The sequence below is a fragment of the uncultured Rhodoblastus sp. genome (assembly GCF_903903185.1).
In the GTDB taxonomy this organism is placed as follows: domain Bacteria; phylum Pseudomonadota; class Alphaproteobacteria; order Rhizobiales; family Beijerinckiaceae; genus Rhodoblastus.
Genome location: NZ_CAIUXT010000150.1, coordinates 54,027 through 80,295 on the forward strand (window position 1 = coordinate 54,027; position 26,269 = coordinate 80,295).

Annotated in this window: 26 protein-coding genes; 12 read left to right on the top strand and 14 right to left on the bottom strand. The window is 62.9% G+C overall.

Annotated elements, in window-relative coordinates:
• Nucleotides 1–32 precede the first annotated feature (32 nt).
• Entirely contained in the window at nucleotides 33–1,316 is a 1,284-nt protein-coding gene (locus QZY01_RS14120) for an FAD-dependent monooxygenase (protein WP_294538061.1), read from the bottom strand.
• Nucleotides 1,317–1,438: 122 nt separating this feature from the next.
• A complete protein-coding gene (locus QZY01_RS14125) occupies nucleotides 1,439–2,113 on the bottom strand; it encodes an alpha/beta hydrolase (RefSeq protein WP_294538062.1) in 675 nt (224 codons plus the stop codon).
• 94 nt (nucleotides 2,114–2,207) lie between these two features.
• Between QZY01_RS14125 and QZY01_RS14130 the strand changes: the two genes are divergently transcribed.
• Nucleotides 2,208–2,531, top strand: coding sequence for a hypothetical protein (locus tag QZY01_RS14130; RefSeq protein WP_294538063.1), 324 nt, complete (start codon nucleotides 2,208–2,210; stop codon nucleotides 2,529–2,531).
• A 3-nt stretch (nucleotides 2,532–2,534) separates the two neighbouring features.
• Here the strand turns inward: QZY01_RS14130 and QZY01_RS14135 are convergent, their stop codons facing one another.
• Genes QZY01_RS14135 through QZY01_RS14145 form a run of 3 tightly spaced genes read right to left on the bottom strand, consistent with a single transcriptional unit; the run spans nucleotide 2,535 to nucleotide 4,592 of the window.
• Entirely contained in the window at nucleotides 2,535–2,927 is a 393-nt protein-coding gene (locus QZY01_RS14135) for a hypothetical protein (RefSeq protein WP_294538064.1), read from the bottom strand.
• 39 nt (nucleotides 2,928–2,966) lie between these two features.
• Entirely contained in the window at nucleotides 2,967–3,836 is an 870-nt protein-coding gene (locus QZY01_RS14140) for an NAD(P)-dependent oxidoreductase (protein WP_294538065.1), read from the bottom strand.
• Nucleotides 3,837–3,848: 12 nt separating this feature from the next.
• Nucleotides 3,849–4,592 (bottom strand): enoyl-CoA hydratase-related protein, encoded by a 744-nt coding sequence (locus QZY01_RS14145; protein ID WP_294538066.1) that lies wholly within the window; start codon nucleotides 4,590–4,592, stop codon nucleotides 3,849–3,851.
• A 157-nt stretch (nucleotides 4,593–4,749) separates the two neighbouring features.
• Between QZY01_RS14145 and QZY01_RS14150 the strand changes: the two genes are divergently transcribed.
• From QZY01_RS14150 to QZY01_RS14160, 3 genes are all read left to right on the top strand, one after another.
• On the top strand, nucleotides 4,750–5,730 hold the full coding sequence (locus tag QZY01_RS14150; RefSeq protein ID WP_294538067.1) for an L-threonylcarbamoyladenylate synthase: 981 nt from the start codon (nucleotides 4,750–4,752) through the stop codon (nucleotides 5,728–5,730).
• 150 nt (nucleotides 5,731–5,880) lie between these two features.
• Entirely contained in the window at nucleotides 5,881–6,810 is a 930-nt protein-coding gene (locus tag QZY01_RS14155; RefSeq protein ID WP_294538068.1) for a LysR family transcriptional regulator, read from the top strand.
• 124 nt (nucleotides 6,811–6,934) lie between these two features.
• Nucleotides 6,935–7,546, top strand: coding sequence for a DUF1796 family putative cysteine peptidase (locus tag QZY01_RS14160; protein WP_294538069.1), 612 nt, complete (start codon nucleotides 6,935–6,937; stop codon nucleotides 7,544–7,546).
• A 40-nt stretch (nucleotides 7,547–7,586) separates the two neighbouring features.
• Here QZY01_RS14160 and QZY01_RS14165 read toward each other — a convergent pair whose 3' ends face one another.
• The 7 genes from QZY01_RS14165 to dxs form a co-directional block, all read right to left on the bottom strand.
• Nucleotides 7,587–8,570 (bottom strand): MDR family oxidoreductase, encoded by a 984-nt coding sequence (locus QZY01_RS14165; protein ID WP_294538070.1) that lies wholly within the window; start codon nucleotides 8,568–8,570, stop codon nucleotides 7,587–7,589.
• A gap of 82 nt (nucleotides 8,571–8,652) precedes the next feature.
• Nucleotides 8,653–9,192, bottom strand: coding sequence for a GNAT family N-acetyltransferase (locus QZY01_RS14170; RefSeq protein WP_294538071.1), 540 nt, complete (start codon nucleotides 9,190–9,192; stop codon nucleotides 8,653–8,655).
• Nucleotides 9,180–9,467: a DUF1778 domain-containing protein gene (locus QZY01_RS14175; protein WP_294538072.1), complete on the bottom strand. Its 288-nt coding sequence runs from the start codon at nucleotides 9,465–9,467 to the stop codon at nucleotides 9,180–9,182. Before QZY01_RS14175 ends, QZY01_RS14170 begins: the two co-directional genes overlap by 13 nt.
• Nucleotides 9,468–9,583: 116 nt before the next feature.
• Nucleotides 9,584–11,002 (bottom strand): FAD-binding oxidoreductase, encoded by a 1,419-nt coding sequence (locus QZY01_RS14180; protein WP_294538073.1) that lies wholly within the window; start codon nucleotides 11,000–11,002, stop codon nucleotides 9,584–9,586.
• A gap of 62 nt (nucleotides 11,003–11,064) precedes the next feature.
• Entirely contained in the window at nucleotides 11,065–12,339 is a 1,275-nt protein-coding gene (locus QZY01_RS14185) for a class I SAM-dependent RNA methyltransferase (protein ID WP_294538074.1), read from the bottom strand.
• Nucleotides 12,336–13,064, bottom strand: a complete 729-nt coding sequence (locus tag QZY01_RS14190; protein WP_294538075.1) for a TlyA family RNA methyltransferase — start codon at nucleotides 13,062–13,064, stop codon at nucleotides 12,336–12,338. The genes QZY01_RS14185 and QZY01_RS14190 overlap by 4 nt, the downstream gene beginning before the upstream one ends.
• A gap of 144 nt (nucleotides 13,065–13,208) precedes the next feature.
• A complete protein-coding gene (gene dxs, locus QZY01_RS14195) occupies nucleotides 13,209–15,128 on the bottom strand; it encodes a 1-deoxy-D-xylulose-5-phosphate synthase (RefSeq protein ID WP_294538076.1) in 1,920 nt (639 codons plus the stop codon).
• 214 nt (nucleotides 15,129–15,342) lie between these two features.
• Here dxs and QZY01_RS14200 point away from each other — a divergent pair, with 214 nt between their 5' ends.
• From QZY01_RS14200 to meaB, 4 genes are all read left to right on the top strand, one after another.
• Nucleotides 15,343–15,912 (top strand): DUF308 domain-containing protein, encoded by a 570-nt coding sequence (locus QZY01_RS14200; RefSeq protein WP_294538077.1) that lies wholly within the window; start codon nucleotides 15,343–15,345, stop codon nucleotides 15,910–15,912.
• Nucleotides 15,913–16,163: 251 nt separating this feature from the next.
• Entirely contained in the window at nucleotides 16,164–18,842 is a 2,679-nt protein-coding gene (gene ppdK, locus QZY01_RS14205; protein ID WP_294538078.1) for a pyruvate, phosphate dikinase, read from the top strand.
• A gap of 81 nt (nucleotides 18,843–18,923) precedes the next feature.
• On the top strand, nucleotides 18,924–19,343 hold the full coding sequence (locus QZY01_RS14210) for a secondary thiamine-phosphate synthase enzyme YjbQ (RefSeq protein WP_294538080.1): 420 nt from the start codon (nucleotides 18,924–18,926) through the stop codon (nucleotides 19,341–19,343).
• Nucleotides 19,344–19,541: 198 nt separating this feature from the next.
• Nucleotides 19,542–20,480, top strand: coding sequence for a methylmalonyl Co-A mutase-associated GTPase MeaB (gene meaB, locus QZY01_RS14215; protein ID WP_294538083.1), 939 nt, complete (start codon nucleotides 19,542–19,544; stop codon nucleotides 20,478–20,480).
• A 16-nt stretch (nucleotides 20,481–20,496) separates the two neighbouring features.
• Here meaB and QZY01_RS14220 read toward each other — a convergent pair whose 3' ends face one another.
• Nucleotides 20,497–21,201: a hypothetical protein gene (locus QZY01_RS14220; protein ID WP_294538085.1), complete on the bottom strand. Its 705-nt coding sequence runs from the start codon at nucleotides 21,199–21,201 to the stop codon at nucleotides 20,497–20,499.
• A gap of 30 nt (nucleotides 21,202–21,231) precedes the next feature.
• Entirely contained in the window at nucleotides 21,232–21,654 is a 423-nt protein-coding gene (locus QZY01_RS14225) for a hypothetical protein (RefSeq protein ID WP_294538087.1), read from the bottom strand.
• Nucleotides 21,655–21,883: 229 nt separating this feature from the next.
• Here QZY01_RS14225 and QZY01_RS14230 point away from each other — a divergent pair, with 229 nt between their 5' ends.
• The 4 genes from QZY01_RS14230 (at nucleotide 21,884) to QZY01_RS14245 (ending at nucleotide 26,226) form a co-directional block, all read left to right on the top strand.
• Nucleotides 21,884–22,636 carry a S24 family peptidase gene (locus QZY01_RS14230; protein WP_294538089.1) on the top strand — a complete coding sequence of 251 codons (753 nt, stop codon included), beginning with the start codon at nucleotides 21,884–21,886 and terminating at the stop codon, nucleotides 22,634–22,636.
• A gap of 266 nt (nucleotides 22,637–22,902) precedes the next feature.
• The gene (locus QZY01_RS14235; RefSeq protein ID WP_294538091.1) at nucleotides 22,903–23,469 is read left to right on the top strand and encodes a hypothetical protein; all 567 of its coding nucleotides are present in this window, start codon (nucleotides 22,903–22,905) and stop codon (nucleotides 23,467–23,469) included.
• An 8-nt stretch (nucleotides 23,470–23,477) separates the two neighbouring features.
• Complete coding sequence (locus QZY01_RS14240) at nucleotides 23,478–24,827, top strand: terminase family protein (RefSeq protein WP_294538093.1); 1,350 nt, start codon at nucleotides 23,478–23,480, stop codon at nucleotides 24,825–24,827.
• Nucleotides 24,828–24,870: 43 nt separating this feature from the next.
• Entirely contained in the window at nucleotides 24,871–26,226 is a 1,356-nt protein-coding gene (locus tag QZY01_RS14245) for a phage portal protein (RefSeq protein ID WP_294538095.1), read from the top strand.
• Nucleotides 26,227–26,269: the final 43 nt, after the last annotated feature.

Consider the following 26,269-nt stretch of genomic DNA (forward strand, 5'->3'; position numbering starts at 1 on the left):
GGGGAGCGGCGCGCCGGCTGCCGCGCGAAGCGCTAAAACTTTTGCGCCACCTGAACCCTGGTCCTGCGCAGGGGCGGGCGCGCGCGCATCAGCTTCGGCGTCGACCCATGCGGCGTCACGCCCTCACGCATCAGGGCGCGCCGCAAGGGGCCGATGGCGGCGAAGAAATTAAGCGCGGCGGCTCGGGCGAAATCCACCGGTAGGGCATGGACCAGCAGCGAGCGGTTCAAAATATCGACGCCATTGACGCGCAGGCCGATGTCGCGCGCGCGATGCCGCTCGTAATCCTCGAGCGCGCGGGTGATCCGGTCGGTCTCGTCGAGATCGACGCCTTCGAGGCAATCGACGAGATTGGCGATGTCGCGCAGGGTCAGGTTCAACCCTTGCGCGCCGATCGGCGGAAAAAGATGCGCCGATTCGCCGATCAGCGCCATGCGCAGTCCGGTGACGCGGGAGGTTTTCAGCCCGCCCATCGGAAAGGAGCCGAGCGGCCCGTCGATGGCGATGGCGCCGAGCAGTCCATGGGATTCGTCCTCGATCTCGGCCGCGAGCATTTCTGCCGACTCCGCTTGCAGGCGCAGGGCGTCGCGCGGCGTCACCAGCCAGACTAGGCTGGAACGATGCGGCGCGCCCTCGCGTCCGCGCAGCGGAACGAAGGTGAAGGGACCGGAACGCTTGTGGAATTCGGTCGAAATATTGTAATGCGGCTTCTCATGAGCCAGCAGCACGGTCAAGGCGACCTGCGGGTAGGTCCAGGTCTTGACCGTGATGCCGGCGATCTGCCGGGCCTGGGAATTGCGGCCTTCGCCGGCGACGACGAATTTGGCCTCGATATAACCGCCCGAGGCGAGCCGCGCCCTCGCGCCCAGATAGTTCAATTCGAAGGAATCGATCAGATCCTCGATCAAGGTGATGTCGGGGTTTTTCCGCGCCGCTGCGGCCAGTTCCGCGACCAGCGCATTATTCTCGATATTCTCGCCGAATGCGTCGAGGTCGATTTCGCGCGAGCGGAATTCCCTCGGCGTCGAGGGGAAGATCGAGCCGGTGTCGTCAATCATGCGAATGCCCTCCATCGGGTTCGCATGAACGGCGCAAGCCTGCCAAAGGTCGAGAGCCCGGAAGAAACGGAGCGAACCCTCGAACAGGGCGACGGTGCGGCCCGCCGCATGGGTCTCGATCTTGCCGACGATCACCACCTTGCGGCCCTGAGTTGCGAAGGCATGGGCGGCAGAAAGCCCGGCCGCGCCGGCCCCGGCGACCAGAACGTCGCAAGAAATAGGGGTTTGGTCCGCCGAAATCGCGTCCGTTTGGCTCATGGCGTATTCACTCCGATGCGCAAGGCTCTAAAGTTGCGAAACCAGGAACGGTAAAACGCATTTGAAGATAGGACGTTTCAACGATCCCGCCTGTTATCTTACGCGGGAAGCGGCAAAAAATATCAGTCGGTGCGGGAGGCGATGGCGATGCGCGGAGGATTGCCGAGCCGCTTGTCGAGATATACTCCGACCTTGGCAATCAACTCGTCGACGCGGTCCTCGAAGAAATGATTGGCGCCTTCGACCGCTACGTGTTCGATCTGGATACCCTTCTGTGTCTTGAGTTTTTCGATCACGGCGGTGACTTCCTTGATCGGCGCGACGCGGTCCTGGTCGCCATGGACGAACAGGCCGGAAGAAGGGCAGGGGGCGAGAAACGTAAAATCGAAACGGTTGGCCGGCGGCGCGATACAGATGAAGCCTTCGATTTCCGGGCGGCGCATCAGCAATTGCATGCCGATCCAGGAACCGAACGAAACGCCGGCTATCCAGCAGGAGCGCGCTTCCGGGCTGATCGACTGCGCCCAGTCGAGGGCCGAAGCCGCGTCGGACAATTCGCCCTGGCCATGGTCGAACGCGCCCTGCGATCGCCCGACGCCGCGAAAATTGAAGCGCAGCACCGAAAAACCGCGCTCGGCGAAGGCATAATAAAGATGATAGACGATTTGATTGTTCATCGTGCCGCCAAATTGCGGATGTGGATGCAAAATGATCGCGATCGGCGCGCCGCGCTGTTTGGACTGGTGGAAACGTCCTTCGAGACGGCCGGCGGGTCCGTTGAAAATCACCTCGGGCATGGATTGGGTCTCGATTCAAGATAAGGTAAGGTCTTCTTAACGAAGCGCGTGGCGAAGAAGCAAACTTTTTCGTCAATTTTTCGCGGAGAATGTCGTGCTGTTGGTTGTGCGCGTTTTTTCATTGATCATTTTTGCAACCGTCGCACATTTCGGCGATGGCCTCGCTTTTCCGGCTCTGGTTGCGGCGGCGCTGATCGGCTGGCGCGGCATTGGCTTTTACTGGCTCGCCGCGCCGATCCTGGCCCTGGCCTTCGCCGCCAACTATATGTATTCGGGCGTCCACAGCACGGCGAAAGAGTTCGCCGCGCTGGGCAATATTCCGTTCGAACTGATGGTTTTCAGCTTTCTGTCAATGGTCGGCTATTTGCTCGGCTGGCTTTTCCGACGGCGCGGATCGTTTTTCGCGCCGCGCGAATAGAACTCAATGCCGCGAAAACAGGTCGCGCAATTTGCAAAGGCTGGTGGTGATGTCGAAGCGCTGGTCCGGCAGGGTTTCGCCGGAGGCGATGCGGGTCAGGGCGGTCGCTGGGTCGGTCTCGCCGGTCAGCAGCACTTCGGCGCCGCGTTTGCGCAGGTGCCGGATGAAGCCGTCGCCGGCGCTGCCCGCCACGGCGATCTCGATTCCATCGAGAGGGTGGGGGCCTTTGTCGTCGAAATAATGGAACAATTGCTCCTTGGTCAATTCGACCCGGGTCGGCGGCGGCAAGGGCTCGCCGGGGCGATATTGCGCGAGATCGTATAGCAGCCAGCAGGTCGCCTTTCCGGCGTGACCGCTGACCGCAAGCCAGTCTTTCGTGGCGACTCCGATCTTCATCGTCCCTCTTCCGGTGTCATTGGAGATGGACGATTCCTATCACGCCAGCGCCTTTAGCGAAACGCCCGCGGGCACAGGGGTGTCGTCGGGAACGAAAAAATCCGGCGCCAGCGGCGAAGTCGGATCGACGCGATAGGCGTCGAAATCGGTCACCCCGTTCTCGCTGAGGAAAACGTCGTCGATCAAAAAACGCCCGGTAAATGCGCGGCTGGCTTTCAGGAAAAGCGCGTAAGCCGCGTCGGCCATGATTTCGGGTTTGCGCGAGGCGCGCATCAGTTTTTCGCCGCCCAGCAGATTATTGATCGCCGCCGTGGCGATCGTGGTGCGCGGCCACAGGGCGTTGACGGCGACGCCCGCAGGCCGCAATTCGCCGGCAAGGCCGAGAACGGCGAGGCTCATGCCGAACTTGGCCATCGAATAGGCGGTATGGGCCGCGAACCATTTTTCCTTCATGTCGAGCGGCGGCGCCAGCATCAGCACATGCGGATTGGAAGATCGCACAAGGTAGGGAACGGCGAGTTTGGTCGTCATGTAGGAGCCGCGCGCATTGACCTGTTGCATCAAGTCGAACCGTTTCATGTCGACGTGCTGGCTGTTTCCGAGCGCAATGGCGCTGGCGTTGTTGACGATGATGTCGACGCCGCCGAATTTTTCCGCCGTTTGCGCCAGCGCTTGCGCGACCTGCGCCTCCTCGCGCACGTCGACCGTCAGCGCCAGCGCTCTGCCTCCGGCGGCCTCGACTTCCTTCGCCGCCGTGAAAATCGTGCCCGTCAGTTTGGGATGCGGCTCCGCCGTCTTGGCGGCGATGGCGACATTGGCCCCGTCGCGCGCGGCGCGCAAAGCGATGGCGAGGCCGATGCCCCGCGACGCCCCGGTGATGAACAAGGTTTTGCCTGCGAGGTCCGCCATTTTGCTCTCCCTTTATTTGCTTTTGTTCAGGAACGCGGCGAGCGCGGCCTGCGCTTCAGGTGTTTTCAGCGCCGCTCCGAAAGCCGCCAGTTCGGCCTCGATCCGCGCGGAAACCTCGTCGGTGTCGCCGCGCAAGAAGGCGCGGGCCTGCAACAGGGCGGCGCGCGGCTTGGCGGCCAGCGCGGCGGCTTTGCCGCGCGCGAATTCGACCAGCGAATCGTTGGCGACAACGGCGTTGACCAGTCCCGCCGACAAAGCCTCGCCGGCGTCGAAGCTTTCCGCCAGCAAAAGCAAGGCGCTGGCCCGCGCCATTCCGACGCGGCGCGGCAGCAGCAGCGACGAGCCGGCTTCCGGCAGCAGGCCGAGATTGACGAAAGGCAGCGAAAACCGGGCGTCGGGCGCAACATAGATCAGGTCGCAATGCAGCAGCAAGGTGACGCCGACGCCGACCGCAATGCCCTCGACACAGGCGACCATCGGCTTGGAAAAGCGGGCAATTTTTCGCACGAAGGCGACCGCCGCCTGGGCCTCGCCGCCCTGCGCGGCGCGGACGAAATCGGCGATATCGTTGCCGGCGGTGAAAACCCCGCCCTCGGCCTTGATCAAAACGGCGCCGATCGAGGCGTCGCTTTCGGCCTCCTCCAACCCGGCCGCCAATTGGCGATACATGTCGCTGGTCAGGGCGTTCTTTTTCGCCGGCCGGTTCAACGTCAGTTCCAGAACCGCGCCCGAGCGGGAAATTTCTATTTCGGCCATGGTCGAAACCTTTATCTGCGCAGCGCTTTCGCGGTTGGGCGAGCGAATGTAGATTGCATTTCGCCTTCTGTCGCCGACGCCAAAAGGTTCATATATGAACCATAGGGGCCTGACGAAGTCAATTGAGGGTTTTGGACGGGATTCGGGACTGCGCTTGATGAGCGAGAAAAATACGCGCACGACGCGCCTGCTGGCCGCCGACGCCGAGGGGCTGGCGGCGGCAAGCGAAATGTTGCGCGAAAACCGTCTCGTCGCCTTCCCCACCGAGACGGTCTATGGCCTGGGCGCGGACGCGACCAACGCGCGCGCGGTGGCCGAAATCTATCGCGCCAAGGGCCGCCCGAGCTTCAATCCGCTGATCGCCCATGTTGCGGACATCGCCATGGCGCGGCGCGAGGGGATTTTCGACGTCCGGGCAGAAAAACTTGCCGAGGCTTTCTGGCCGGGGCCGCTGACTCTCGTGTTGCCGCAGGCGACAGGCGCCAGCGTCTGCGACCTGGCCAGGGCCGGGCTTCGCAGCGTCGGCCTGCGCGTGCCCGATCATCCGGTCGCGCTTGCTTTGCTGGCGGCGGCGGGCCGGCCCATCGCCGCGCCTTCGGCCAATTTATCCGGCCATGTCAGCCCGACCGCGCCGGCGCATGTGCTGGCCGATCTCGGCGGGCGGATCGACGCGGTCATCGACGGCGGGCCATGTGGGATCGGCGTCGAATCGACGATTGTCGCTTTGCTCGACGGCAAGGCGGCCCTGCTGCGCCCCGGCGGCCTTTCCCGCGCAGCTTTGGAGGCGGTTCTGGGCGGCGCGTTCGCTGTGGCCTTTGACGAGGGCGAGCGACCACTTTCGCCGGGGCTTCTGGCCTCGCATTACGCGCCGCGGGGGTCGTTGCGGCTCGAAGCGGAAAATTTGCGCGAGGGCGAGGCGGGTCTGGATTTCGGCGGGCGTTTCGCGGGCGCCGCGGGAAACGTGCTCGATCTGTCGCCGCGCGAAGTTCTGGCCGAGGCGGCGGCCCATCTGTTCACCTTTTTGCGGGCTCTGGACGAAAGCGGCGCGATGCATATCGCCGTGGCGCCGATCCCCTGCGTCGATCTCGGCGAAGCGATCAACGACCGGTTGCGGCGGGCCGCCGCGCCGCGCGGCTAAAGCCTGTTCCCGAAAAGTTGCAGACTTTTCGGAAAAGCATTGGCGGTTAAATAGAAAGTTGCAGCATTTTCATGTTTCCACGAAACATTGAAAATGTTGAAAGTTCCGGCCTGACTTGAACTTGGTTACGATTTGCCCCATTTTTGGGCGATGAATCAGATCAGTTGGGACGATTTTCGCCTTGTGCGCGGTATTGCCGAATCCGGTTCGCTGGTCGGCGCGGCGGCTGCGCTCAATCTCAATCACTCGACGGTGTTTCGCCGCCTCGGCGCGTTGGAGGCGATGATCGGTGCGAAATTGTTCGAACGTTCGCGCAACGGCTATGCCGCCACCGCCGCAGGGCAGGAAATGGTGGCGCTGGCTGAGCGCATGGGCCGCGACGTCACCGATTTCGAGCGGCGGATCGCCGGGCGGGACGACAAGCCGTCCGGCCTGTTGCGGGTGACGACCAATGACGCGCTTTTCAATTATGTGCTCAGTCCGGTTCTTGCGAGTTTCCGCAAGAGTTTTCCGGACATCCAGCTCGACGTGCTGGTGGTCAACCAGCCTCTGAACTTGTCGCGGCGCGACGCGGACATCGCCGTGCGCTCGACCTATGCGCCGCCGGAGACTCTGGTCGGGCGGCGGATCGGCTCCTCGGTCTGGGGACGCTATGTGGCTCGCGCGATTTACGAGTCCGGTTTCGATCCGGCCGACGAGCGCCATCCCTATATCGCCTTCAACGAACATTTCGGCGGCGTCGAGGTGTTCGACTGGATCGAGAAGGAAATTCCGCCCCATCGCATCGCCATGCGCTGCAACACCACGGTCGGCCTCGCTAAATGTATCGCCGAGGGCATGGGGGTGGGCTTCCTGCCACGCTTCATCGGCGACCAGCATCCCGAACTGGTCTGCACCGACGAGCCCATGGCGGGAAAGGGCGCCGATCTGTGGCTGCTGACCCATCCCGACCTGCGCCACGCCGCGCGGGTGCGCGCCTTCATGGATCACGCCGGCGCGCAATTGAGCAAGAGGCGCGGCGTGCTTGCCGGCGAACGTATTGGCGCGGAAGCCAACGGAGCTACGAAGCAAAGCTTTTGATCTTTACAAGATTCGAAGTCTAAATCCGTTTTATTTCATTTTTAATATTGCGTATTCCGGCTATTTCGCTTTTGTAATCAAAAAATAAATAGGCCGCTGAAAATTTTATGATTCGGGATGAACGATGCGCTTTGACAAAGTTATCAGTTTGGGATTGGCGTGTGGCGCCGCCTATCAGATCAGACGGCGCTTCGATCAGACCGAAACTTACCCATTCGACTGGCTTGTCACGCAGATGAATGGTCTGCTTCAACTGCTGGACGGCGATTTCAAGGGATTTCTGTGTAAAGATAACATGGTAGAGCATGAAACTTATGTCGAAGATACAGCGTTTTGCATAAAATTTTTTCACGATTTTCCAGAAAACAAATGCAACGATGCGTCGATGGAAGAGGTGAGAGAAAAATATCAGCGAAGAATCACCAGATGGCGCGGAACAATAAAACAAGTAAGTTCTGTTCTTTTTGTCCGTTCCATGGCCTTCAATCTGGCGGATGAAGTCATGGATTGGGAGCAGTGCGAGCGTCTCGGCGCACACCTTGATAATTTGCGTTCGGGAATGAACTGGCGTCTGCTCGTTTCCAACCCATCGTCTTCTGGGATAGCTCCCAGGAGCTCCAAACACATCGCACTGCGTCGTCTGGATTTCCCGATGACGCCCTTTGTCTGGAGTGGGGATGACCAAGCCTGGTCCGATTTGTTTGACTCGGTTCTGAGGGATTTCGATACGAGCTGAATTGACCGCCGCAAGCCTGTCCCGAACCCGGCAATATTCCTCACCCGATCTCGACAATCACCCGACCGCGCACCTTGCCTTCGAGGATTTCCTTCGCCGTGTCGATGATCTCGCCATAGCCGATCGTCGTGCTGATCTGGCCGAGTTTGTCCCGGTCGAGATCGCGCGCCAGCCGGTCCCAGGCGATGAGGCGCGGGGCTTTGGGTTTCATCACGCTGTCGATCCCGAGCAGCGAAACGCCGCGTAAAATGAAGGGCGCGACTGAGGTCGGCAGATCCATGCCCTGCGCGAGGCCGCAGGCGGCGACCGCGCCTTCGAAAGACGTCTGCGCCAGCACATTGGCCAAAGTATGCGAACCGACGCAATCGACCGCCGCCGCCCAGCGCTCCTTGCCGAGCGGTCTGCCGGGGTTTGAGAACTCGGCGCGGTCGATGATGTCGGCGGCGCCGAGTTTTTTGAGGAAATCCGCTTCTTCCGGCCTGCCGGTCGAGGCGATGACGCGCCAGCCCGCCGTGGCGAGCAGGGAAACCGCCACCGAACCGACGCCGCCGGCCGCTCCGGTGACGAGGACCGGGCCGCGATCCGGCGTCAGGCCGGCTTTTTCGAGCGCCAGCACTGCGAGCATGGCGGTAAATCCGGCGGTGCCGATGGCCATGGCCTGCGCGGCGGTCAGTCCGGGCGGCAAGGGGACGAGCCAGTCGCCCTTGACCCGCGCTTTTTCGGCATAGCCGCCCAAATGGGTTTCGCCGACGCCCCAGCCGGTCAGCACCACGGCGTCGCCGGGCTTGAAATCCTTGTGCGAGGAGGTTTCGACCAAGCCAGCGAAATCAATGCCCGGAATCATCGGAAAGCGCCGCACCACCGGGGATTTGCCTGTGATCGCCAGCCCGTCCTTGTAATTGACTGTCGAATGGCTGACGCGGACGGTGACGTCGCCGTCCATCAGCTCCGTTTCGTCGAATTCGGAATAGGAGGCGGCGTAGGCGGGCTCCTTGACGATGCGGATCGCTTTGAATCTGGACATGCGGCCCTCCCCAAATTTAGGGGCCAATCTGACGATGTGTTTGCGCTAACGTCAAGCGCGCCAAAAGCCTGTGAAGACGAGCTTAGCCGCTTTCGTTGAAAGCGGCGATTACGGTTTCGATGGGTAGAAACAGGGTGCGGCTGTCCGCCGGATATTCCGTGAACTCGGCGCAGCCGAGGTAAAAGCGCTTCGCGCTTTCGTCCTTGGCGTGGACGAGCACGGCGCCTATGCCAATGGTTTGGGAGGCGACAGCGACACGACGAAGCGCATCGGACAATAAGTCGGCGCCCAAACCACAGCCGGCATAGTCGCGGCTGACCGCCAGACGACCGATGATCGAAACCGGGATAGCTTCGGGCGCATTGCGCCGCAACTTTCCCGGAGCCATCGAGCGTTCGACCGAGCCGGCGGAAATGCAGAAATAGGCGACGACCTTTTTGCCTTCGCAGACGACATAGGTGCGGGAAAACCGGCTCTCGTTCTTCAGAGCGCGGTTTTTAAGCCAATCGTCAAGAACCGGCTCGCCGCAGTCGAATTCGCCGGTATCATGATCCGGCGTCAAGGGAGCCGGCGCCGATAGGGTTGTCGGTCGGCTTCGCGGATCGGACTTCACGCCTTCCATGCCGGCTTTCGGCTTAACAAGGAACGCAGCTTTGGCCCTGGCGCAGGCGGATTGTCCAGCGCATGAACAAAAGCGTCGTAGCGTTCCGGATCGAGCACGAACAGGCGCAGGTCCAGCAGCGTGTCGATCGCAGCCTTGCGGGCGCTTTCGATCATGAATTCGGTTCGCGTCTTTCCAAGTACGGCTGCGGCGTCGTCAATCAGCTGGCGGGTTTGGGCCTCGATGCGTAGATTGATGCTGCCCTTCGCATCTGGCGATGGCCGCCCCGCGACCACCCTGGTCTCGGAACCGGAATTGTTTGATGAAAATGTGCCGACCTTTGTCATAGGCAAAATATGAGCTTGCGTATCTACATTGTCAATACGTCTGAGCCCATGGCGTTGAAATAGGGTTACAGCACCTTCCCCGGATTGAGCGTATTCTTCGGGTCGAGCGCGGTCTTGAACCGCCGCATCACCTCCATCGCCACCTTGTCCTTGACCGCCGGCAGAAGGTCGCGCTTGAGGACGCCAATGCCATGTTCGGCGGAAATGGAGCCGTGATATTTCGCCACCACTTCGTGGACCTTGGCGTTCAGCTCTTCCCAGCGGCCAAGATAGGCTTGCTTGTCGGCGCCGATAGGTTGGCTGACGTTGAAGTGGATATTGCCGTCGCCCATATGGCCGAAGGGCACCGGCCGCGCGCCGGGAATGGTCGCCTCGACCACCGGAAGGGCGTCGGCGAGAAAGGCCGGGACCTGCGCCACCGGCACGCAAATGTCGTGCTTGATCGAGCCGCCCTCGAATTTCTGCATTTCCGACAGATTTTCGCGCAAAGCCCAAAAGGCCTTGCGCTGGTCGAGCGAGGCCGCCACCGCCGCGTCCTCGACGATTTCCTTTTCAAACGCCGCTTCGAGCAGGCTCATCATCACGTCGTTGAGGCCGGTCTCGGATTGCGAGGCCAGTTCCAGCAGCACATACCATTGATGCGCGGCTTCGAGCGGTTCGCGGGTGCCGGTCGAATGCCGGACCACGATCTCGACGCCGAAACGCGACATGAATTCGAAGGTCTTCAGGTCCGGCCCGGCCATGCTCTGGGCCAGACCCAGGAGATCGAGGCAGGCTTGCGCGCTGGCGAGGCCGATCAGCGCGGTCTCGACGCCGCGCGGACGCGGATAAAGCTTGAGCACCGCCGCCGTGATCACGCCGAGCGTGCCTTCCGAGCCCATGAACACATGTTTGACGTCATAGCCGGTATTGTCCTTGCGCAGCTTCGACAGATTGTCGAGCACCTGCCCGTCGGCCAGCACGACTTCCAGCCCGGTGACGAGGTCGCGGGCGTTGCCATAGGCGAGCACGGCGGTGCCGCCGGCGTTCGACGCCAGATTGCCGCCGATGGTGCAGGAGCCCTCCGAGGCCAGCGACAGCGGAAACAGCCGGTCGACGCTTTCCGCCGTTTCCTGCACTCTTTGCAAAGTGACGCCGGCTTCGACGATCATGGTGTTGGATTCGGGGTCGATCTCGCGAATCTTGTCGAGCCGGGCCAGCGACAGCAGGATTTCCCGCCCCGAGCCGTCGGGGGTCTGGCCGCCGACAAGGCCGGTATTGCCGCCCTGCGGCACGATTTTCAGGCCGTGCGTGTCGGCGAAGGCCAGAATTTGCGCCACTTCCCCGGTCGAGCCGGGGCGCACGACGCAGGCCGCCGCGCCATGCCAGAGATCGCGCGGTTCGCTCAAAAAGGCTTCCATGTCGGCGGGCGCGGTCAGCACATATTTGTCGCCGACGATCGAAGCCAATTGCTTCGCGGCCTCGGCGGGGGACAATTCGGTCATTTCGTTTCCGTCAAAAGAGGTTTCGCCTGCTTTGCCCCATGAGTTGGATTGCTGCAAGAGTTTCAGCCGAGCAACCGGCGTTTGCGCCCCTTGGCCGCCGCCTTCTTGAATACGCCAACCAATTCGACATGCGGCGAATAGAGAAATTGGTCCACCGGCGTCACCCCTGCAAGATCATAGCCGCCGGAAATCAGGATTTTGGCGTCGCGGGCGAAAGTCTGGGCGTTGCAGGAGACGCCGACGACGGTCGGTACGAGGCTTTTCGCCAGTTCATGCGCCTGGGCCTCGGCGCCGGCGCGCGGCGGATCGAACACCACGGCGTCGAAGACCGCCAATTCGCCGGCCAGCAGCGGGCGAATGAAAAGATCGCGCGCCTCTCCCTTGATCGTGCGCAGACCCGCCGTGGCGCGCCCCGCGCGCAGGCTGGCGGCGAGCGCCTCCAGATCGCTTTCGACACAGGTGACCTCGGCCTTTTCGGCCAGCCGCAGCGCGAAGGTTCCGACGCCGCAAAACAGATCGGCGGCCTTTTTCGCCGCGCCGACCGCCTCGATGACCAAATGCGCCAGCATTTTCTCGCCGGCTTCCGTCGCCTGAAGGAAACAGCCGGGCGGCGGATTGACCGTGGCGAGTCCGATCCGGATGGAGGGCGGGCGGCGCTCGACCAGAATGGCGCCATGATTGGCGATGCGGGCAAGATCGCAGGCGCTCGCCGCCGCGATCAAGGCCTGCTCGACGGCGAAATCGAGGTTTCCGCAGCCGCGAATGTCGATGTCGAGACCGCTGCGCGTGGCGGTAACGACGAAATCGAGCGGCTTGTCCAGAGGCGCCAGAATTCCGGCGATCTTGCGTAAAACCGGCATCGCCGGCGAAAATTCCGGCGCGAGGATCGGGCAGGCGTCGATTTCGACGATGCGATGGGCGCGCGCCTGCATGAAGCCGACATGCGGTTGGTCGCGCTGGTCGTTGCGCGCGTGGAAAGTGGCGCGCCGCCGGCCATCGCCCCAGGCCTCGCGCAGGCCCGAGACTTCCGCCTCCACCCCGGCGTTGCGCAGGGCCTCGACGACGAGGTTGCGTTTCCAACCGGCATAGGCCGGAGGCTTGAGCGTCTGCACGGCGCAGCCGCCGCACAGGCCGAAATGGGGGCAGGGCGCGGGGATGCGGTCAAGCGAGGGTTTTACGATTTCCACCAGCTTGCCGCGCTCGCCGTCAACCTCGGCGAGGATGTCGTCGCCGGGCAGGGCGTAGGGCGTGAACACCAGCCCCCCGCCGACATGCGAAACGCCCTCGCCGCGCGCGCCAAGGCGCTCGATATGCAAATGGGCGTTCAGATCGATCATGGGCGCCGCGCTCCGAGCAGAAACTCGCGATTGCCGTCGCCGCCCTGAATGGGCGAGTCGATCGGGCCAAAAATCTCCCAGCCGAGGCTTTTCACCAGCCCGGCGATTTTTTCGCAAGCCGCCTGCCGCACGCCTGCGTCGCGGACCAGCCCCTTTTTGACGTTTTCCGGCCCGGCCTCGAATTGCGGCTTGATCAGCAGCACGGCTTCGGCTTGTGCCGCCGCCAGCGCCAGAACGCCGGGCAGGACCAGCGTCAGAGAAATGAAGCTCACGTCGCAGACGATCAATTGCGGCGCCGGCGCGAGGTCTTCGGCGCGAAGAGCGCGGGCGTCGCATTTTTCCCGCGCATTTACGCGGAAGTCGCTGGCTATAAGCGGGTGCAACTGGCCGTGGCCGACATCGACGCAGGTGACGTGGGCCGCGCCACGAGAAAGCAGGACATGGGTGAAGCCGCCGGTCGAGGCGCCGACGTCGAGCGCCTGTTTGCCCGCTGGATCGAAGCCGAAAGCGTCAAGCGCCGCCGCCAGTTTGACGCCGCCACGCGATACCCAGGGGTAAGGGGCCAGAGCGTCGAGTTTCGCTTCCGAAGCCACGGGTTCGGACGGCTTTGCCACCTGTCGTCCGTCGAGCGTGACCAGTCCGGCTTCGATGGCCTCGCGCGCCTTGGCGCGGCTGGCGAAAAACCCGCGCTCCACCAAGGCGATATCGGCGCGTCGGGCGCTCATGGCTTCGCCTTTCGATTGCGACGTTCCAAAGCGTTTTCCAGCGAAGTGGACCCGGCTCGCGTTAAGAAAACGCGTAAAAACAAACAACTAGAGCCCAGATCCGATTCGATCGGATCGGACAAGGCTCTAGCGGCCGCGACGCGCTCAGGCGGTTTTGGCTTCCGACACCGGGCGTCCGAGCGCCTGGAACACCTTGGCGACAATGCCTTTCGCGTCGAGGCCGGCGCGGGCGTAAAGCAGTTCCGGCTTGTCCTGTTCGAGAAACACGTCGGGCAGCACCATGCTGCGCATGCGCAAGCCCTTGTCGAGAAAGCCGTCCTCGGCCAATTGCTGCATCACGAAGGAGCCAAAGCCGCCGACCGAGCCCTCCTCGATGGTGATCAGCACTTCGTGGTTGGAAGCGAGCGAGTGAAGCAGTTCGATATCGAGCGGCTTGGCGAAACGCGCGTCGGCCACAGTCGCCGAGATCCCCTGCGCGGCGAGCAGATCGGCGGCTTCGAGGGCTTCCGCCAGACGGCAGCCGAGCGACAAAATCGCCACCTTGTCGCCTTGGCGCATCACGCGGCCCTTGCCGATTTCGAGCGGGACGCCCTCCTGCGGCATTTCCAGGCCCACGCCGTCGCCGCGCGGATAGCGCAGCGCAATGGGTCCGGAATCGTGCGCAGCGGCGGTGGCGACCATATGGACCAGTTCGACCTCGTCGGCGGCGGCCATGATCACGAAATTGGGCAAAATCCCGAGATAGGCGACATCGAAGGAGCCGGCATGGGTTGCGCCGTCGGCGCCGACAAGACCTGCGCGGTCGAGGGCGAAGCGCACGGGAAGATTCTGGATCGCCACATCGTGGACAACCTGATCGTAGCCGCGCTGCAGGAAGGTCGAATAGATCGCGCAGAATGGCTTGTACCCTTCCGCCGCGAGGCCGGCGGCGAAAGTCACGGCATGTTGTTCGGCGATGCCGACGTCGAAGGAGCGCTTCGGAAAGGCCTTCTGGAAGTAGTCGATCCCGGTGCCGCTTGGCATGGCGGCGGTGATGGCGACGATCTTGTCGTCCTTCTCACCTTCCTTGACCAAAGCCTGGCCGAAAACCTTGGTATAGGACGGGGCGTTGGCCTTGGGCTTGACCTGGGCGCCGGTGATCACGTCGAATTTGTTGACGCCGTGATATTTGTCGGCCGCGGCTTCCGCCGGCGCATAGCCCTTGCCCTTCTTGGTCACGACATGGATCAGCACGGGATCGCCGACATGGGCGTCCCGGACGTTTTTCAGCACCGGGAGCAGATGGTCGAGATTATGCCCGTCGATCGGGCCGACATAATAGAATCCCATTTCCTCGAACAGGGTGCCGCCGGTGACGAAGGTGCGGGCATGCTCCACCACGCGGGTGAGGGCGCGATCCACGCCTTTCGGCAGATGGCGGACGATCGACTTGCCGGCGTCGCGCAATTTCAGGAAGGTGCGGCCCGACGACAGCCGGGCGAGATAGGCCGACATGGCCCCGACCGGAGGGGCGATGGACATGTCGTTGTCGTTGAGGATGACGATCAGGCGCGAATGAATGGCTCCGGCGTTGTTCATCGCTTCGTAGGCCATGCCCGCGGACATCGAACCGTCGCCGATCACCGCGATGACGTTATTGTCGGCGCCCGACAGATCCCGCGCCACAGCCATTCCGAGGCCCGCCGAAATCGAGGTCGAGGAATGGGCGGCGCCGAAAGGGTCGTATTCGCTTTCCGCCCTTTTGGTAAAGCCTGAAAGACCGCCGCCCTGACGCAAGGTCTTGATGCGGTCGCGCCGGCCGGTGACGATCTTGTGCGGATAGGCCTGGTGGCCGACATCCCAGATGATGCGGTCTTTCGGCGTATCAAAGATATAATGCAACGCCACCGTCAGTTCGACCACGCCAAGGCTTGAGCCCAAATGGCCCCCGGTTACCGACACGGCGTCGATGGTCGCACGGCGGACTTCCTCGGAGAAAGCGGCCAAGTCACTTTCCGGCAGGAGGCGGAGATCGGCGGGAAATTGCACCTTGTCGAGCAAGGGAGTTGTCGATTTTCTGTTCACGGCATACTCGATCGCGGATCCGCCCTTTGTGGCGCGGACCAGACGCTGCTTTACACGCAACGGGCGGCAGGGGCAATCAGAGGCGTGAATTTAGTTTAATGGCGCGGCGACGGCGATCAGCGCGCGCGAGGCTTGACGCGGCGGATGGCTGCGGCTTTGATCGACCCCGAAATAGCTCAAGGCCGGGCTTTTTCAGGCGGAGCGCGAGGCGGGAATGAGCAGGACTCCAAGAGATTTCGAAGGGCCGCATTCGCTCGGGCGGGCGGTCGAAAAGCTCAGATCGAGATGGGGCTGGCTGGTCGCCTATGGCGCGCTCTGCGTGTTGTTCGGCGTGCTGGCCCTGGGACTGGTCGAGGCCTCGTCGCTGGCCGTGGTGTTTTTGATCGCGCTTATGCTGGTCGTCGCCGGCGGAGCGGAAATCCTGCTTGGTTTCAATTCGCGCGACTGGCCGTCGTTTTTTCTCTGGTTGATCAGTGGCCTCTTCTATTTGGTGTTTGGCGCTTTTGCCCTGGCCCGCCCGGAAGTCGCGGCCGCGGTCCTGACTGCTGTGGTCGGCGTTGGCTTCCTCGTCGCCGGCCTCGCGCGGATCTGGCTTGGCTTCATGCTTCCGGCCGGCCCCAAGGCCTTTGTCGTGCTGGCCGGCGCGGTCACGACCCTGCTCGGCGTATTGATCCTGGCCGGATGGCCGGGCAATACGATGATCATTCTTGGAACCCTGTTCGGCGTCGATCTGGTGTTTTACGGGTCGAGTTGGATCGCGCTCGGTCTCCGGTTGCGGCGTTGACTCCGGCGACAGCCGCCGCGCCGCGACGTTTGGACGTTAAACAATTAGGATTACTTACCCGGAAATCGCCCTGTTTGCCGCTGCGCCCGCCATTGCCTCGGACCTTGGCGGTTGATAAAATGCTCTGTAGGCTCAATCAAACACTCAATCCAAATCAAGCCTCCAATTCAATCCGCAGCACGGATCAATCCTCCCCGTCAGAATTCTGGCGGAATCAAGCAGGCCATCGCAGGTCGCAAAGGAAATAAAAAATGGCGAAATGGGTCTATTCATTTGGCGACGGAAAGGCTGAAGGCGCCAGCGCTATGAAGAACCTCCTTGGCGGCAAGGGGGCCAATCTGGCGGAAATGGCCAATCTCGGCCTTCCAGTGCCTCCCGGTTTCACCATTTCGACGGAAGTCTGCACCTATTATTACGAGAATGGCCAAACCTTCCCGCCCGACCTCAAGGAGCAGGTCGAAGCGGCGCTGGACCATGTCGGCGCTCTGGCCGGCCATGTGTTCGCCGATCCGGCGAACCCGCTGCTGGTGTCGGTCCGTTCGGGCGCCCGCGCCTCGATGCCGGGCATGATGGACACGGTGCTCAATCTCGGCCTCAACGACGTGACGGTCGAGGCCGTGGCCAAATCGTCCGGCGACGAAAGATTCGCCTGGGATTCCTACCGCCGCTTCATTCAGATGTATTCCAACGTGGTGCTCGGCGTCGAGCATCATAATTTCGAGGAAATTCTCGAGGTCTACAAAGATCATAAGGGTTATTTCCAGGACACGGACCTGACGGCGGGCGACTGGCGCAATATCGTCGCCAGCTACAAGGAGGCGGTGGAACGCGAGACGGAAAAGCCCTTCCCGCTCGATCCGCGCGAACAGCTCTGGGGCGCGATCGGCGCCGTGTTCTCCTCCTGGATGAACCAGCGCGCCATCACCTATCGCCGCCTCCACGATATTCCCGCAAGCTGGGGTACGGCGGTTAATGTCCAGGCCATGGTGTTCGGCAACATGGGCGACACCTCGGCAACCGGCGTCGCCTTCACCCGCAGTCCCGCGACCGGCGAAAACGCGCTTTACGGCGAATTCCTGGTCAACGCCCAGGGTGAGGACGTGGTCGCCGGCATTCGCACGCCGCAAAACATCACCGAAGTCGCGCGAATCGCCGCCAATTCGGACAAGCCGTCGATGGAGACCGTGATGCCCACGGTTTTCAACGAATTCATCCGCGCGACCAAGCTTCTGGAACTCCATTACCGCGACATGCAGGATATGGAGTTCACCGTCGAGCGCGGCAAATTCTGGATGCTGCAGACCCGCAACGGCAAGCGCACCGGCCGCGCCGCCCTGCGCATCGCGGTTGAAATGGCTGCTTCGGGCCTGATCACCCGCGAAGAGGCGATTTCCCGCATCGAACCGGCTTCGCTCGACCAATTGCTGCATCCGACCCTCGATCCGAAAGCCGAGCGCAAGATCATCGCCACCGGCCTGCCGGCCTCGCCCGGCGCCGCCTGCGGCGAGATCGTGTTCTCCTCCGAGGAGGCGGAAACGCAGAAGGCGGCAGGGCGCAAAGTCATTCTGGTGCGCGTCGAAACCTCGCCGGAGGATATTGCGGGCATGCATGCGGCCGAAGGCATTCTGACGACGCGCGGCGGCATGACCTCCCACGCGGCCGTGGTGGCGCGCGGCATGGGCAAGCCTTGCGTTTCCGGCGCCGGATCGGTGCGCGTCGATTATGCGACGCAGACCCTGAACTCGCAGGGCCGCACCTTCAACAAGGGCGACATCATCACCGTCGACGGAACCACCGGCCAGGTGCTGGAAGGCGCCGTGCCCATGCTGCAGCCCGAGCTTTCCGGCGAATTCGCGGAGTTGATGGGATGGGCCGACAAGGCGCGTCGCCTGAAGGTTCGCGCCAACGCCGACACGCCCGCCGACGCCCGCATCGCGCGGCAATTCGGCGCCGAGGGCATCGGCCTGTGCCGGACCGAACATATGTTCTTCGACAGTGACCGCATTATCGCGGTGCGCGAAATGATTTTGGCCGAAGACGAGGAAGGCCGCCGGGCCGCCCTGGCCAAGATCCTGCCGATGCAGAGGTCTGATTTCGCCTCGCTGTTCGAGATCATGCATGGATTGCCGGTGACCATCCGCCTGCTCGATCCGCCTCTGCATGAATTTCTGCCCCACACGGGGGCGGAAATCGCCGAAGTCGCCGCCGCCATAGGGACGACGCCGGAAAAGCTGAAGCGCCGCGCCGACGAATTGCATGAATTCAACCCCATGCTGGGCTTCCGGGGCGTGCGCCTTGCCATCGCCTTTCCGGAAATCGCCGAAATGCAGGCCCGCGCCATTTTTGAAGGCGCAGTCGAGGCGCAGGCAAAGACCGGGGAGCCGGTCATTGCCGAAATCATGGTGCCGCTTGTGCTTTCGAAGCGGGAACTCGATCTGGTCAAGGCGCGCATCGACGCCATGGCGGTGGCCGTGGCCAAGGAAAAGGGCGTCACCATTCCCTATCATGTCGGCACGATGATCGAACTGCCGCGCGCCGCCTTGCGCGCCCACGAGATCGCCGAGACGGCGGAATTCTTCTCTTTCGGCACCAACGATCTGACCCAGACGACGCTGGGCATTTCGCGCGACGACGCCGGCTCCTTCCTGGGAACCTACGTCGCGAAGGGCATTCTTCCGCTGGACCCGTTTGTCTCGATCGACGTCGATGGCGTTGGCGAGTTGGTGGCGCTGGCGGCAGAACGCGGCCGCAAGACGCGCGACGGAATCAAACTCGGTATTTGCGGCGAACATGGCGGCGATCCGGCCTCGATCGCTTTCTGCGAAAAGACCCGGCTGGATTATGTCTCCTGCTCGCCCTATCGCGTTCCGATTGCGCGCCTCGCCGCGGCGCAGGCGGCGCTCGGCAAGGCCGCCTCATCGACGGCGTGATCCGTCGGATTTGGGCACAGGACGCGGGCGCTTCCCTTTTCCCGTCGCGGGACCAGGGGAGCGCCGCGATGTTGGAGCGCCATGCGCCATTTGCAGCATAAGCTCGCGGTGACGACAAGCGGACGCGGATTCCATGAATTTACCGGGGATGCGACGAGGTTCGTTCGCGCCAGCGGGCTGGCTCTCGGCCAGATCACCGTCTTCTGCCGCCACACTTCGGCGTCCTTGCTGATTCAGGAAAACGCCGATCCGACCGTTCTCGACGATCTGGAGGCGTTTTTCGAAAAACTCGCGCCGGAAGGGCGCGGGCTGTATCGGCATGAGAACGAGGGGCCGGACGACATGCCGGCGCATTTGCGCGCCGCCCTAACGCAGAGCAGCCTTACCATCCCCTTCGCCGAAGGCGCGTTGCTGCTGGGGACGTGGCAGGGGATTTATCTGTTCGAACACCGCCGGACGCCGCACAGGCGTGAAATCATTCTTCATGCCATGGGCGAATAGCGAAATATCCAGGTCGCGCGCGGGCGTCGTTTCCGGCGGCCGCTCTTGCCAGAACGGGCGCTTCTCACCCGAGTCCCGATCCGATAGATTCAGATCGGGATCCTGGATCCCCGTTTTTACGCGTTTTCTTAAAGCGATCCGGGTTCCGCTTCGCCTGAGGATACTCCGGGACGCTGCCGGCCAAGCACGGAGAGCCAATTGAGCGCGCCTTTTCCCGATCTCGCTTCCATCGCAGCCGGCGGCAAGCGCGGGCTATCGCGCGCGCTGGCGCTGATCGAGACTCACGAGGGAAGCGCGGAACTGGCGCGCCTGCTTGACGCCGCGCTGGCGCAAACGCGCGCCCATGCGGCGGGGCTTACCGGCCCGCCCGGCGTCGGCAAATCGACGCTCACCAACGCCTTGTTGCGCGACTGGCGGGCGCGCGGCGAGACGGTGGGAGTGATCGCGGTCGATCCGTCTTCGCGGCGCACCGGCGGCGCCCTTTTGGGCGACCGCGCGCGGATGGCGACCGACCCGGACGACCAGGGCGTATTCGTCCGCTCGATGGCGGCGCGCGACCGGCTCGGCGGCCTGTCCGACCAGACCATCGCCGCTGCGGCCCTCATGCGCGCCCTGTTCGACCGCGTATTGATCGAAAGCGTCGGTATCGGCCAGTCGGAGGCCGATATTTCCTTCGCCGTCGACAGCGTCATTCTCTGCGTCCAGCCTGGTTCGGGCGACAGTCTGCAATTCATGAAGGCCGGCGTGATGGAATTGCCGGACATCGTCGTCGTCACCAAGGCGGATATGGGGGATGCGGCGCGGCGCGCCAAAAGCGAGGTCGAGGGCGCGCTGACCCTGTTCGAACGCGACGACGACTGGCGCGTGCCGGTGATTCTGGCTTCGGCCACGACCGGCGTCGGGGTCGGCGAGCTTCACGAGGCCTTGGCGGAGCATCGCCTTTGGGCGGAAGGTTCGGGCGCGCTGTCGCGTCGCCGCGCCGCACAGCAAAAGGCATGGATCGAAGAATCCATCCGCGCCCGTTTTGGTTCGCAAGGACTTTTCTGTGCAAGCCAAATGCGGGTCGCCGCCGAAGGTCCTTTCGCGGAGGAACTGGCGATGGCGCAGGAATTGGCGCGGAGGCTGAGCCGGGGCTAAGGCTAACTCGTTCGGTTCATAGGCCCGATTTCAATGACGCTTCGTGAGGTGAAATCATCCGGTAATGCCGCGCCAGGGCGTTCAGGCCGCGGCGCAGGATGAACAGGGCCACGGCGCCAGCCATCTTGGCGTCGCGATAGGCGCCGACTTCGCGCCCGATCTCGACCGGCTCGCGGTCGTTGAGCACGATGGCCGCCAAGGGTTCGCGAAAATCATCCGGTATCGCCTCGCGCGCGGCGCGAAATTTCTGCAGCGCCTCGATCTGGCTCTCGCAGCGCCAAAGGCCGTTGGGCGAATAGGCGGCGGCGACTTCCTGCGACGGATCGAGCGCGCGCAGCGGATCGAGCCCGGCGCGAAAAAAATCATGGCGGTATTTTTCGCCCGCCTGCGCCATCGCAAGATTTTTCGCGCGGTCGTCGCGGTCGAGTTGGTTGCGGTCGCGCAGCCGGGCCAATGGCCCGTCGTCCATGCGCATGCGCACGAAATCGACAGTGACGGCTTCGAACTTGTCGCCCTGCGCGACCTCGACGATTTCTGAAAAAGTTTCGACTTTCGCGCCCTCGCCAGCCCTGAGAAGGCGTTCGACGCTCGGCCCTTCCGGCTTGCGATAGCCGGTGTTGCGAAAAGTCTCCAGCATCCGCCGCGCCTGTCTATCAGTGGACGGCGGCTCCGTGCAGGCGAGTTTCGCCAAGGAAATTCTGGTCTTGCGCCGCTTGTGCATGGCGTATTTCCCCATTTTTCAAAAAAAGTGTCAGAGCGCGGAAAAATCGCTCAGCGTGAGCGTCAATTCGCCGCCGGGATTGCCGCCGTAGCAGGCGACGAATTTATCCGGACTAAGGCCGCGTCGGATAATGCGACAGCGCGCCAGCAATTCGACCAGCGGCCGCTCCATCGCCCCGAACTGCCGCGTGCGCGCATTGCGCGGCGCCATGATTTCGAGGGCATAGGTCGCGGCGATGCGCCCGGGCCTTTGCTGGCTGAGACGTTTCTGCGCCATATCCAGCCAGTCCTCATAGGCTTCCGAAGGCGCGAGGCCCTGCGCCGTCCGCACATAGAGCAGGGAGGGGGGGGGCGGCGGCGGCGCGTGCAGGGTAATTTTTTGCGCCGGCTGGCGCGGCTCGGCGCTGAGACCGAATTGCCCGGTTTTGGGGGTCGCCGCGCGCGGTCGGGCCATTTCGACCCGCAAGGGGCGAGCGCCAGCGCGTGGAACGATTACTTTGGTGGAGGAAAAAGGCGAGATTACGCAAAACGGAGCGAGGAGGGTCATGACGCCGCCATGGGGGAGAGGGGAAGAGGTCTTGCCGTTTTGGGACGGCAAAAAGAACATAAGATGAACAATCTGATCGTGTCAATGGGAAAAATCCCACTGGACGGCGGGGTGAAAATATGGGAAATATCCCATCATGGATGAGGCGATCAAAAACCGCGTTCGGGCCGAAATGGATCGGCAGGGCCTCGACATGAAGGGCCTGTCGAAACTGGCTGGCCTTGGCGAGACCTATGTGCGCGACGCGCTCAAGCGCGGGCGCGGCGGTTCGCTGCCGGCCTTGCACAAGCTGGCTTCGGCGCTTGGGCGCTCGCTCGACTGGCTGATTACCGGCGCCGAGGAGGCGGGCGGCGAATTCGCCCCCGACAAGCCGCCGCGCCGGCGCCTCGACACCAGCGTCGATCTCAAGATGGTGGACAGCGCCTCGACCGACGCCGCCTCGACCATTTTCGAAGTGGATGTGCGCGCTGGCGCGGGCGGTGGCGGCGTGCCGGTCGAGGCCTTCGTCCATGACGAGAGCGGCAATGTCTATGCCGCCGAAGCGATAGCCGCCGAATGGAGCCTGCCTCCAGCGATCATGCAGGGGGTTTTGCACGCCAGCGCCCGTCATGTCCGGGTGTTCGAGGTGATCGGCGATTCGATGGAACCGCGCCTGTTCGAAGGCGACCGGGTGTTCATCGACCTGCGCTACACCATTCCGAGTCCCGAAGGCATTTTCGCGCTCTGGGACGGTTATGGCCTGGTGATCAAGAGGTTGCAGATGGTCATGGGTTCGGACCCGATGCGTATCCGCGTCATTTCCGCGAATCCGAGCTACACCCCCTATGAGGCGGCGGCGGACGATGTGAAAATCGTCGGACGTTTCGCCGGACGTTTCACCGTCAACTGAGTTCGCGTGATCCCATCGACGCAGCCATCATGCCCATTTAGGCCGAAATGGGAAAAATCCCAAAAATTTCAAAAATCCCATTAAAGCCCATTGACGGGTCGACCGACTTTCGCTATAACTATCCATGTTGAAGATTTCCGCCCGGCGCTCTCGCACAGAGCCGCCGGGTTTTTGTTATCCGCTGGCGTTCCCGGACCCGGATGGCGCCGCGACGCCGCGGGTCATTGCGAAATCGCGCGAGGCGGCCAATCGGACATGGATGGAACATGGCGTCGGACCCGCGCGAGATGATAACAAGAAAACGCAGCAGCCGGCTCGCCGAGGTCGGCAATATTCCAGCCGATCAGCCGGCGAATGCAGTCCCGGCGGCTTCGCGAAAAGCCCAGAGCCGCGAGACCGCGCTCGACCGCGTCAATCGCGATCTGGCGATCCTGAACATGCGCCTGCATGGGCTGACGTTTCATGAGATCGCCCGCAAATTGCCGGAGGCGGGGTTTGGCCGCGTTTCGGTGAGCCGCATTTACGCCATCGTCACGAAAAACCTGCGCTCCTGCCGCGAGCCGCCGGCGCGCGAGTTGCGCCAGCTCGAATTGCTGCGTCTCGATCAATTGCAGGCGGCGCATTACCCGGCGGCGATGGGCGGCGATTCCGCCGCAGCATCCCGGGTTCTTTCCATCATGGATCGGCGCGCCAAGCTGCTCGGTCTCGACGCCGGCGCCGAGGCGGCCAGTTCGCTCGACGAGGCGCGCAAGTCGCTGCTCAAGAAGCTCGATTCGCTGGCGCGCGGACAAGCGGCGCCGGACAGGGGTCCCGAAGCTGAAGCGAAGAATTAATCGCCTCGATGGGAAAGGACCCGACCCATGCCTACGCCCTGGCGCGGCTCGGCGCCCGCGAGCGCGCCGCTTTTTTCGCCAAACTCGACGCCGATGAACTGGAATCGCTTAAAACCCTGTGGCCGTTCTGGGCGCGTCCGGAACAATTGATTCCGCCGGGCGACTGGGTGTTCTGGCTGCCTCTCGCCGGGCGCGGCTGGGGCAAGACCCGCACCGGTGCGGAAACGGTGCGCCAATGGGCGCGCAGTTTTCCCATGGTCAACCTGATCGGCGCGACCGCCGATGATGTGCGCGACGTAATGGTTGAAGGCGAATCCGGCGTGCTGGCAATTTGTCCGCGCGACGAGCGCCCTCGCTACGTCGCGCACAAGCGGCGTCTGGAATGGCCGAATGGGGCGAAAAGCCTGCTGTTTTCCGCCGAGGAACCCGAAAGGTTGCGCGGCAAGCAGCATATGAAATTTTGGGCCGATGAACTCGCCGCCTGGCGCTATCCCGACGCCTGGGACCAGGCGGTGTTCGGCCTGCGTTTGGGCGCGAAACCTCAGGCCATCGTCACCACGACGCCGCGGCCGACCAAATTCTTCCGTGATCTTTTGGCCGACCCTTTGACCTTTTCGACGCAGCATTCGACGTTCGAGAACATGGGCAATCTGGCGGAAAATTTTCTCGACCGTGTCGTGCGCAAATATGAAGGCACTCGGTTGGGGCGGCAGGAATTGCATGCCCATCTGCTGCTCGACGCGCCGGGCGCCCTGTGGACGCGCGAAGTCATCGAAGCGGCGCTGGCCGACGGCAAGGAGCGGTCAAAACTCGGGCGCATCGTCGTCGCCGTGGATCCGCCCGCCACTTCCGGCGACAACGCCGACGAATGCGGCATGATCGTCGCCGGCCTCGCGCCCGACCGGGTTGTCCATGTCCTGGCCGATCTGTCGCGTCAGGGCGAGACGCCGCTCGGCTGGGCGTCGCGCGCCGTGCAGGCTTTTCGGGAGTTTTCCGCCGATTGCATCGTCGCCGAAGTCAATAATGGCGGCGAGATGATCGAGACACTGATTCGCCAGATCGACGCCAATGTGCCCTATCGCGCGGTGCGCGCCGCCCGCGGCAAATTCGCCCGCGCCGAGCCGGTGGCGGCGCTTTACGAGCAGGGCAGGGTGCGCCATTGCGGCGTCTTCGCCAAGCTTGAAGACCAGATGTGCCTGATGACGCCGGATTTCGACCGCTCCCGCGCCGGCTATTCGCCGGACCGCGTCGATGCTCTGGTCTGGGCGGTGTCGTCGCTGCTGTTCGAACAGGGCGACGGCGCGGCGGTGTTTGAATTTTACCGCGCGCAGGCCGACGGGCTGAATCGGCAGGGCTGACTTTTCTGCTGATGCAGAAAAACTCGAATCACTGGAGTCAAACATGACCGAACGCGGCGCGGGTCTTCCTCGCTGGTCCCTTTCGCCTGTCGAGGTCGCCGCCCGCCTCCGTGACAATGTCAACGGCGCCGCCGACTGGTTCGGCCCCTCGGACCCGCAGGCGCCGGGGGCGCCTGACGATGTCGCCGGCCGGCAATGGGATTTTCCCGCCGGCTATAATCTGAATATCCGCACGCGCTCCTATGAGGCGATTTCCTTCGCCGACCTGCGCGCGCTGGCCGACGCCTACGATCTGTTGCGGCTGGTCATCGAGACGCGAAAGGACCAGATCGAGCGGATGAACTGGAGCATTCGCGTCAGATCCGGCGCGAGCGCTGCGCCTGCGCAAATCGCCAAAGTTGAAAAGTTTTTCTTTTCCCCCGATGGCGCCCATGACTGGGCCGCCTGGATGCGCGTGGTGCTCGAAGACCTGTTCGTCATCGACGCGCCGGCGCTGTGGTGCGAGCGCGACCGCTCCGGCGCTTTGCTCGCCCTGCATCCCCTCGACGGCGCGACGATCAAGCCGGTGCTCGACGCCTGGGGACGCACGCCGCGTCCCTTCGCGCGCAACGGCGCGCTGGTCTATCCCGTCGCCTATCAGCAGATATTGAAGGGCATGCCGGCGGTCGATTATTCCGCGCGCGACATCATCTATCGTCCGCGCAATGTTCGCTCGCATCGCGCCTATGGCTATTCGCCGGTCGAACAGGTGATCGCCACGGTCAATATCGGAATGAAGCGGCAATTGAGCCAGCTCAGCTATTACAGCGAAGGCAATATTCCCGAGAGTCTGATCGGCGTGCCGGACGCCTGGACGCCGGACCAGATCAAGAACTTTCAGGATTATTGGGATCTCTATTTCACTGGCGATCTGGCGCGGCGCAGACGCGCGAAATTCGTGCCCGGCGGCGTCGCCCGCACTTTTATTCAGACGAAGGAGCCGGAGCTCAAGAACGCTTTCGACGAATGGATCGCCCGCGTCGTCTGCTTCGCCTTTTCGATCTCGCCGCAGCCTTTCGTCAACCAGATGAATCGCGCGACGGGCGAAACGCAGAAGAACATGGCCGACGAGGAAGGATTGCTGCCGATCCTCGCCTGGATCAAGCGGCTCTGCGATCATGTCATCCATCTGCTCGGCGCGGAGAATCTGGAATTTGTATGGGGCCATGAGAGCATTATTGACCCGACCGTCCAGCGCGAAAATCTCGTCGCCTATGTCGGGGCCGGCATGATGACGCGCCGCCGCGCGGCGGAAATTCTGGGCGAGACGCTGCCCGACGATCCGATGGCCGATGTGCTCACGGTGACGACGGGGCGGGGGGTGGTGCGGCTGGGAAGCAATTCGCTGACGCACAAATAGTCCGGATTTCAAGGCGACGGTAGATTTCACCTTCGAAAAACGG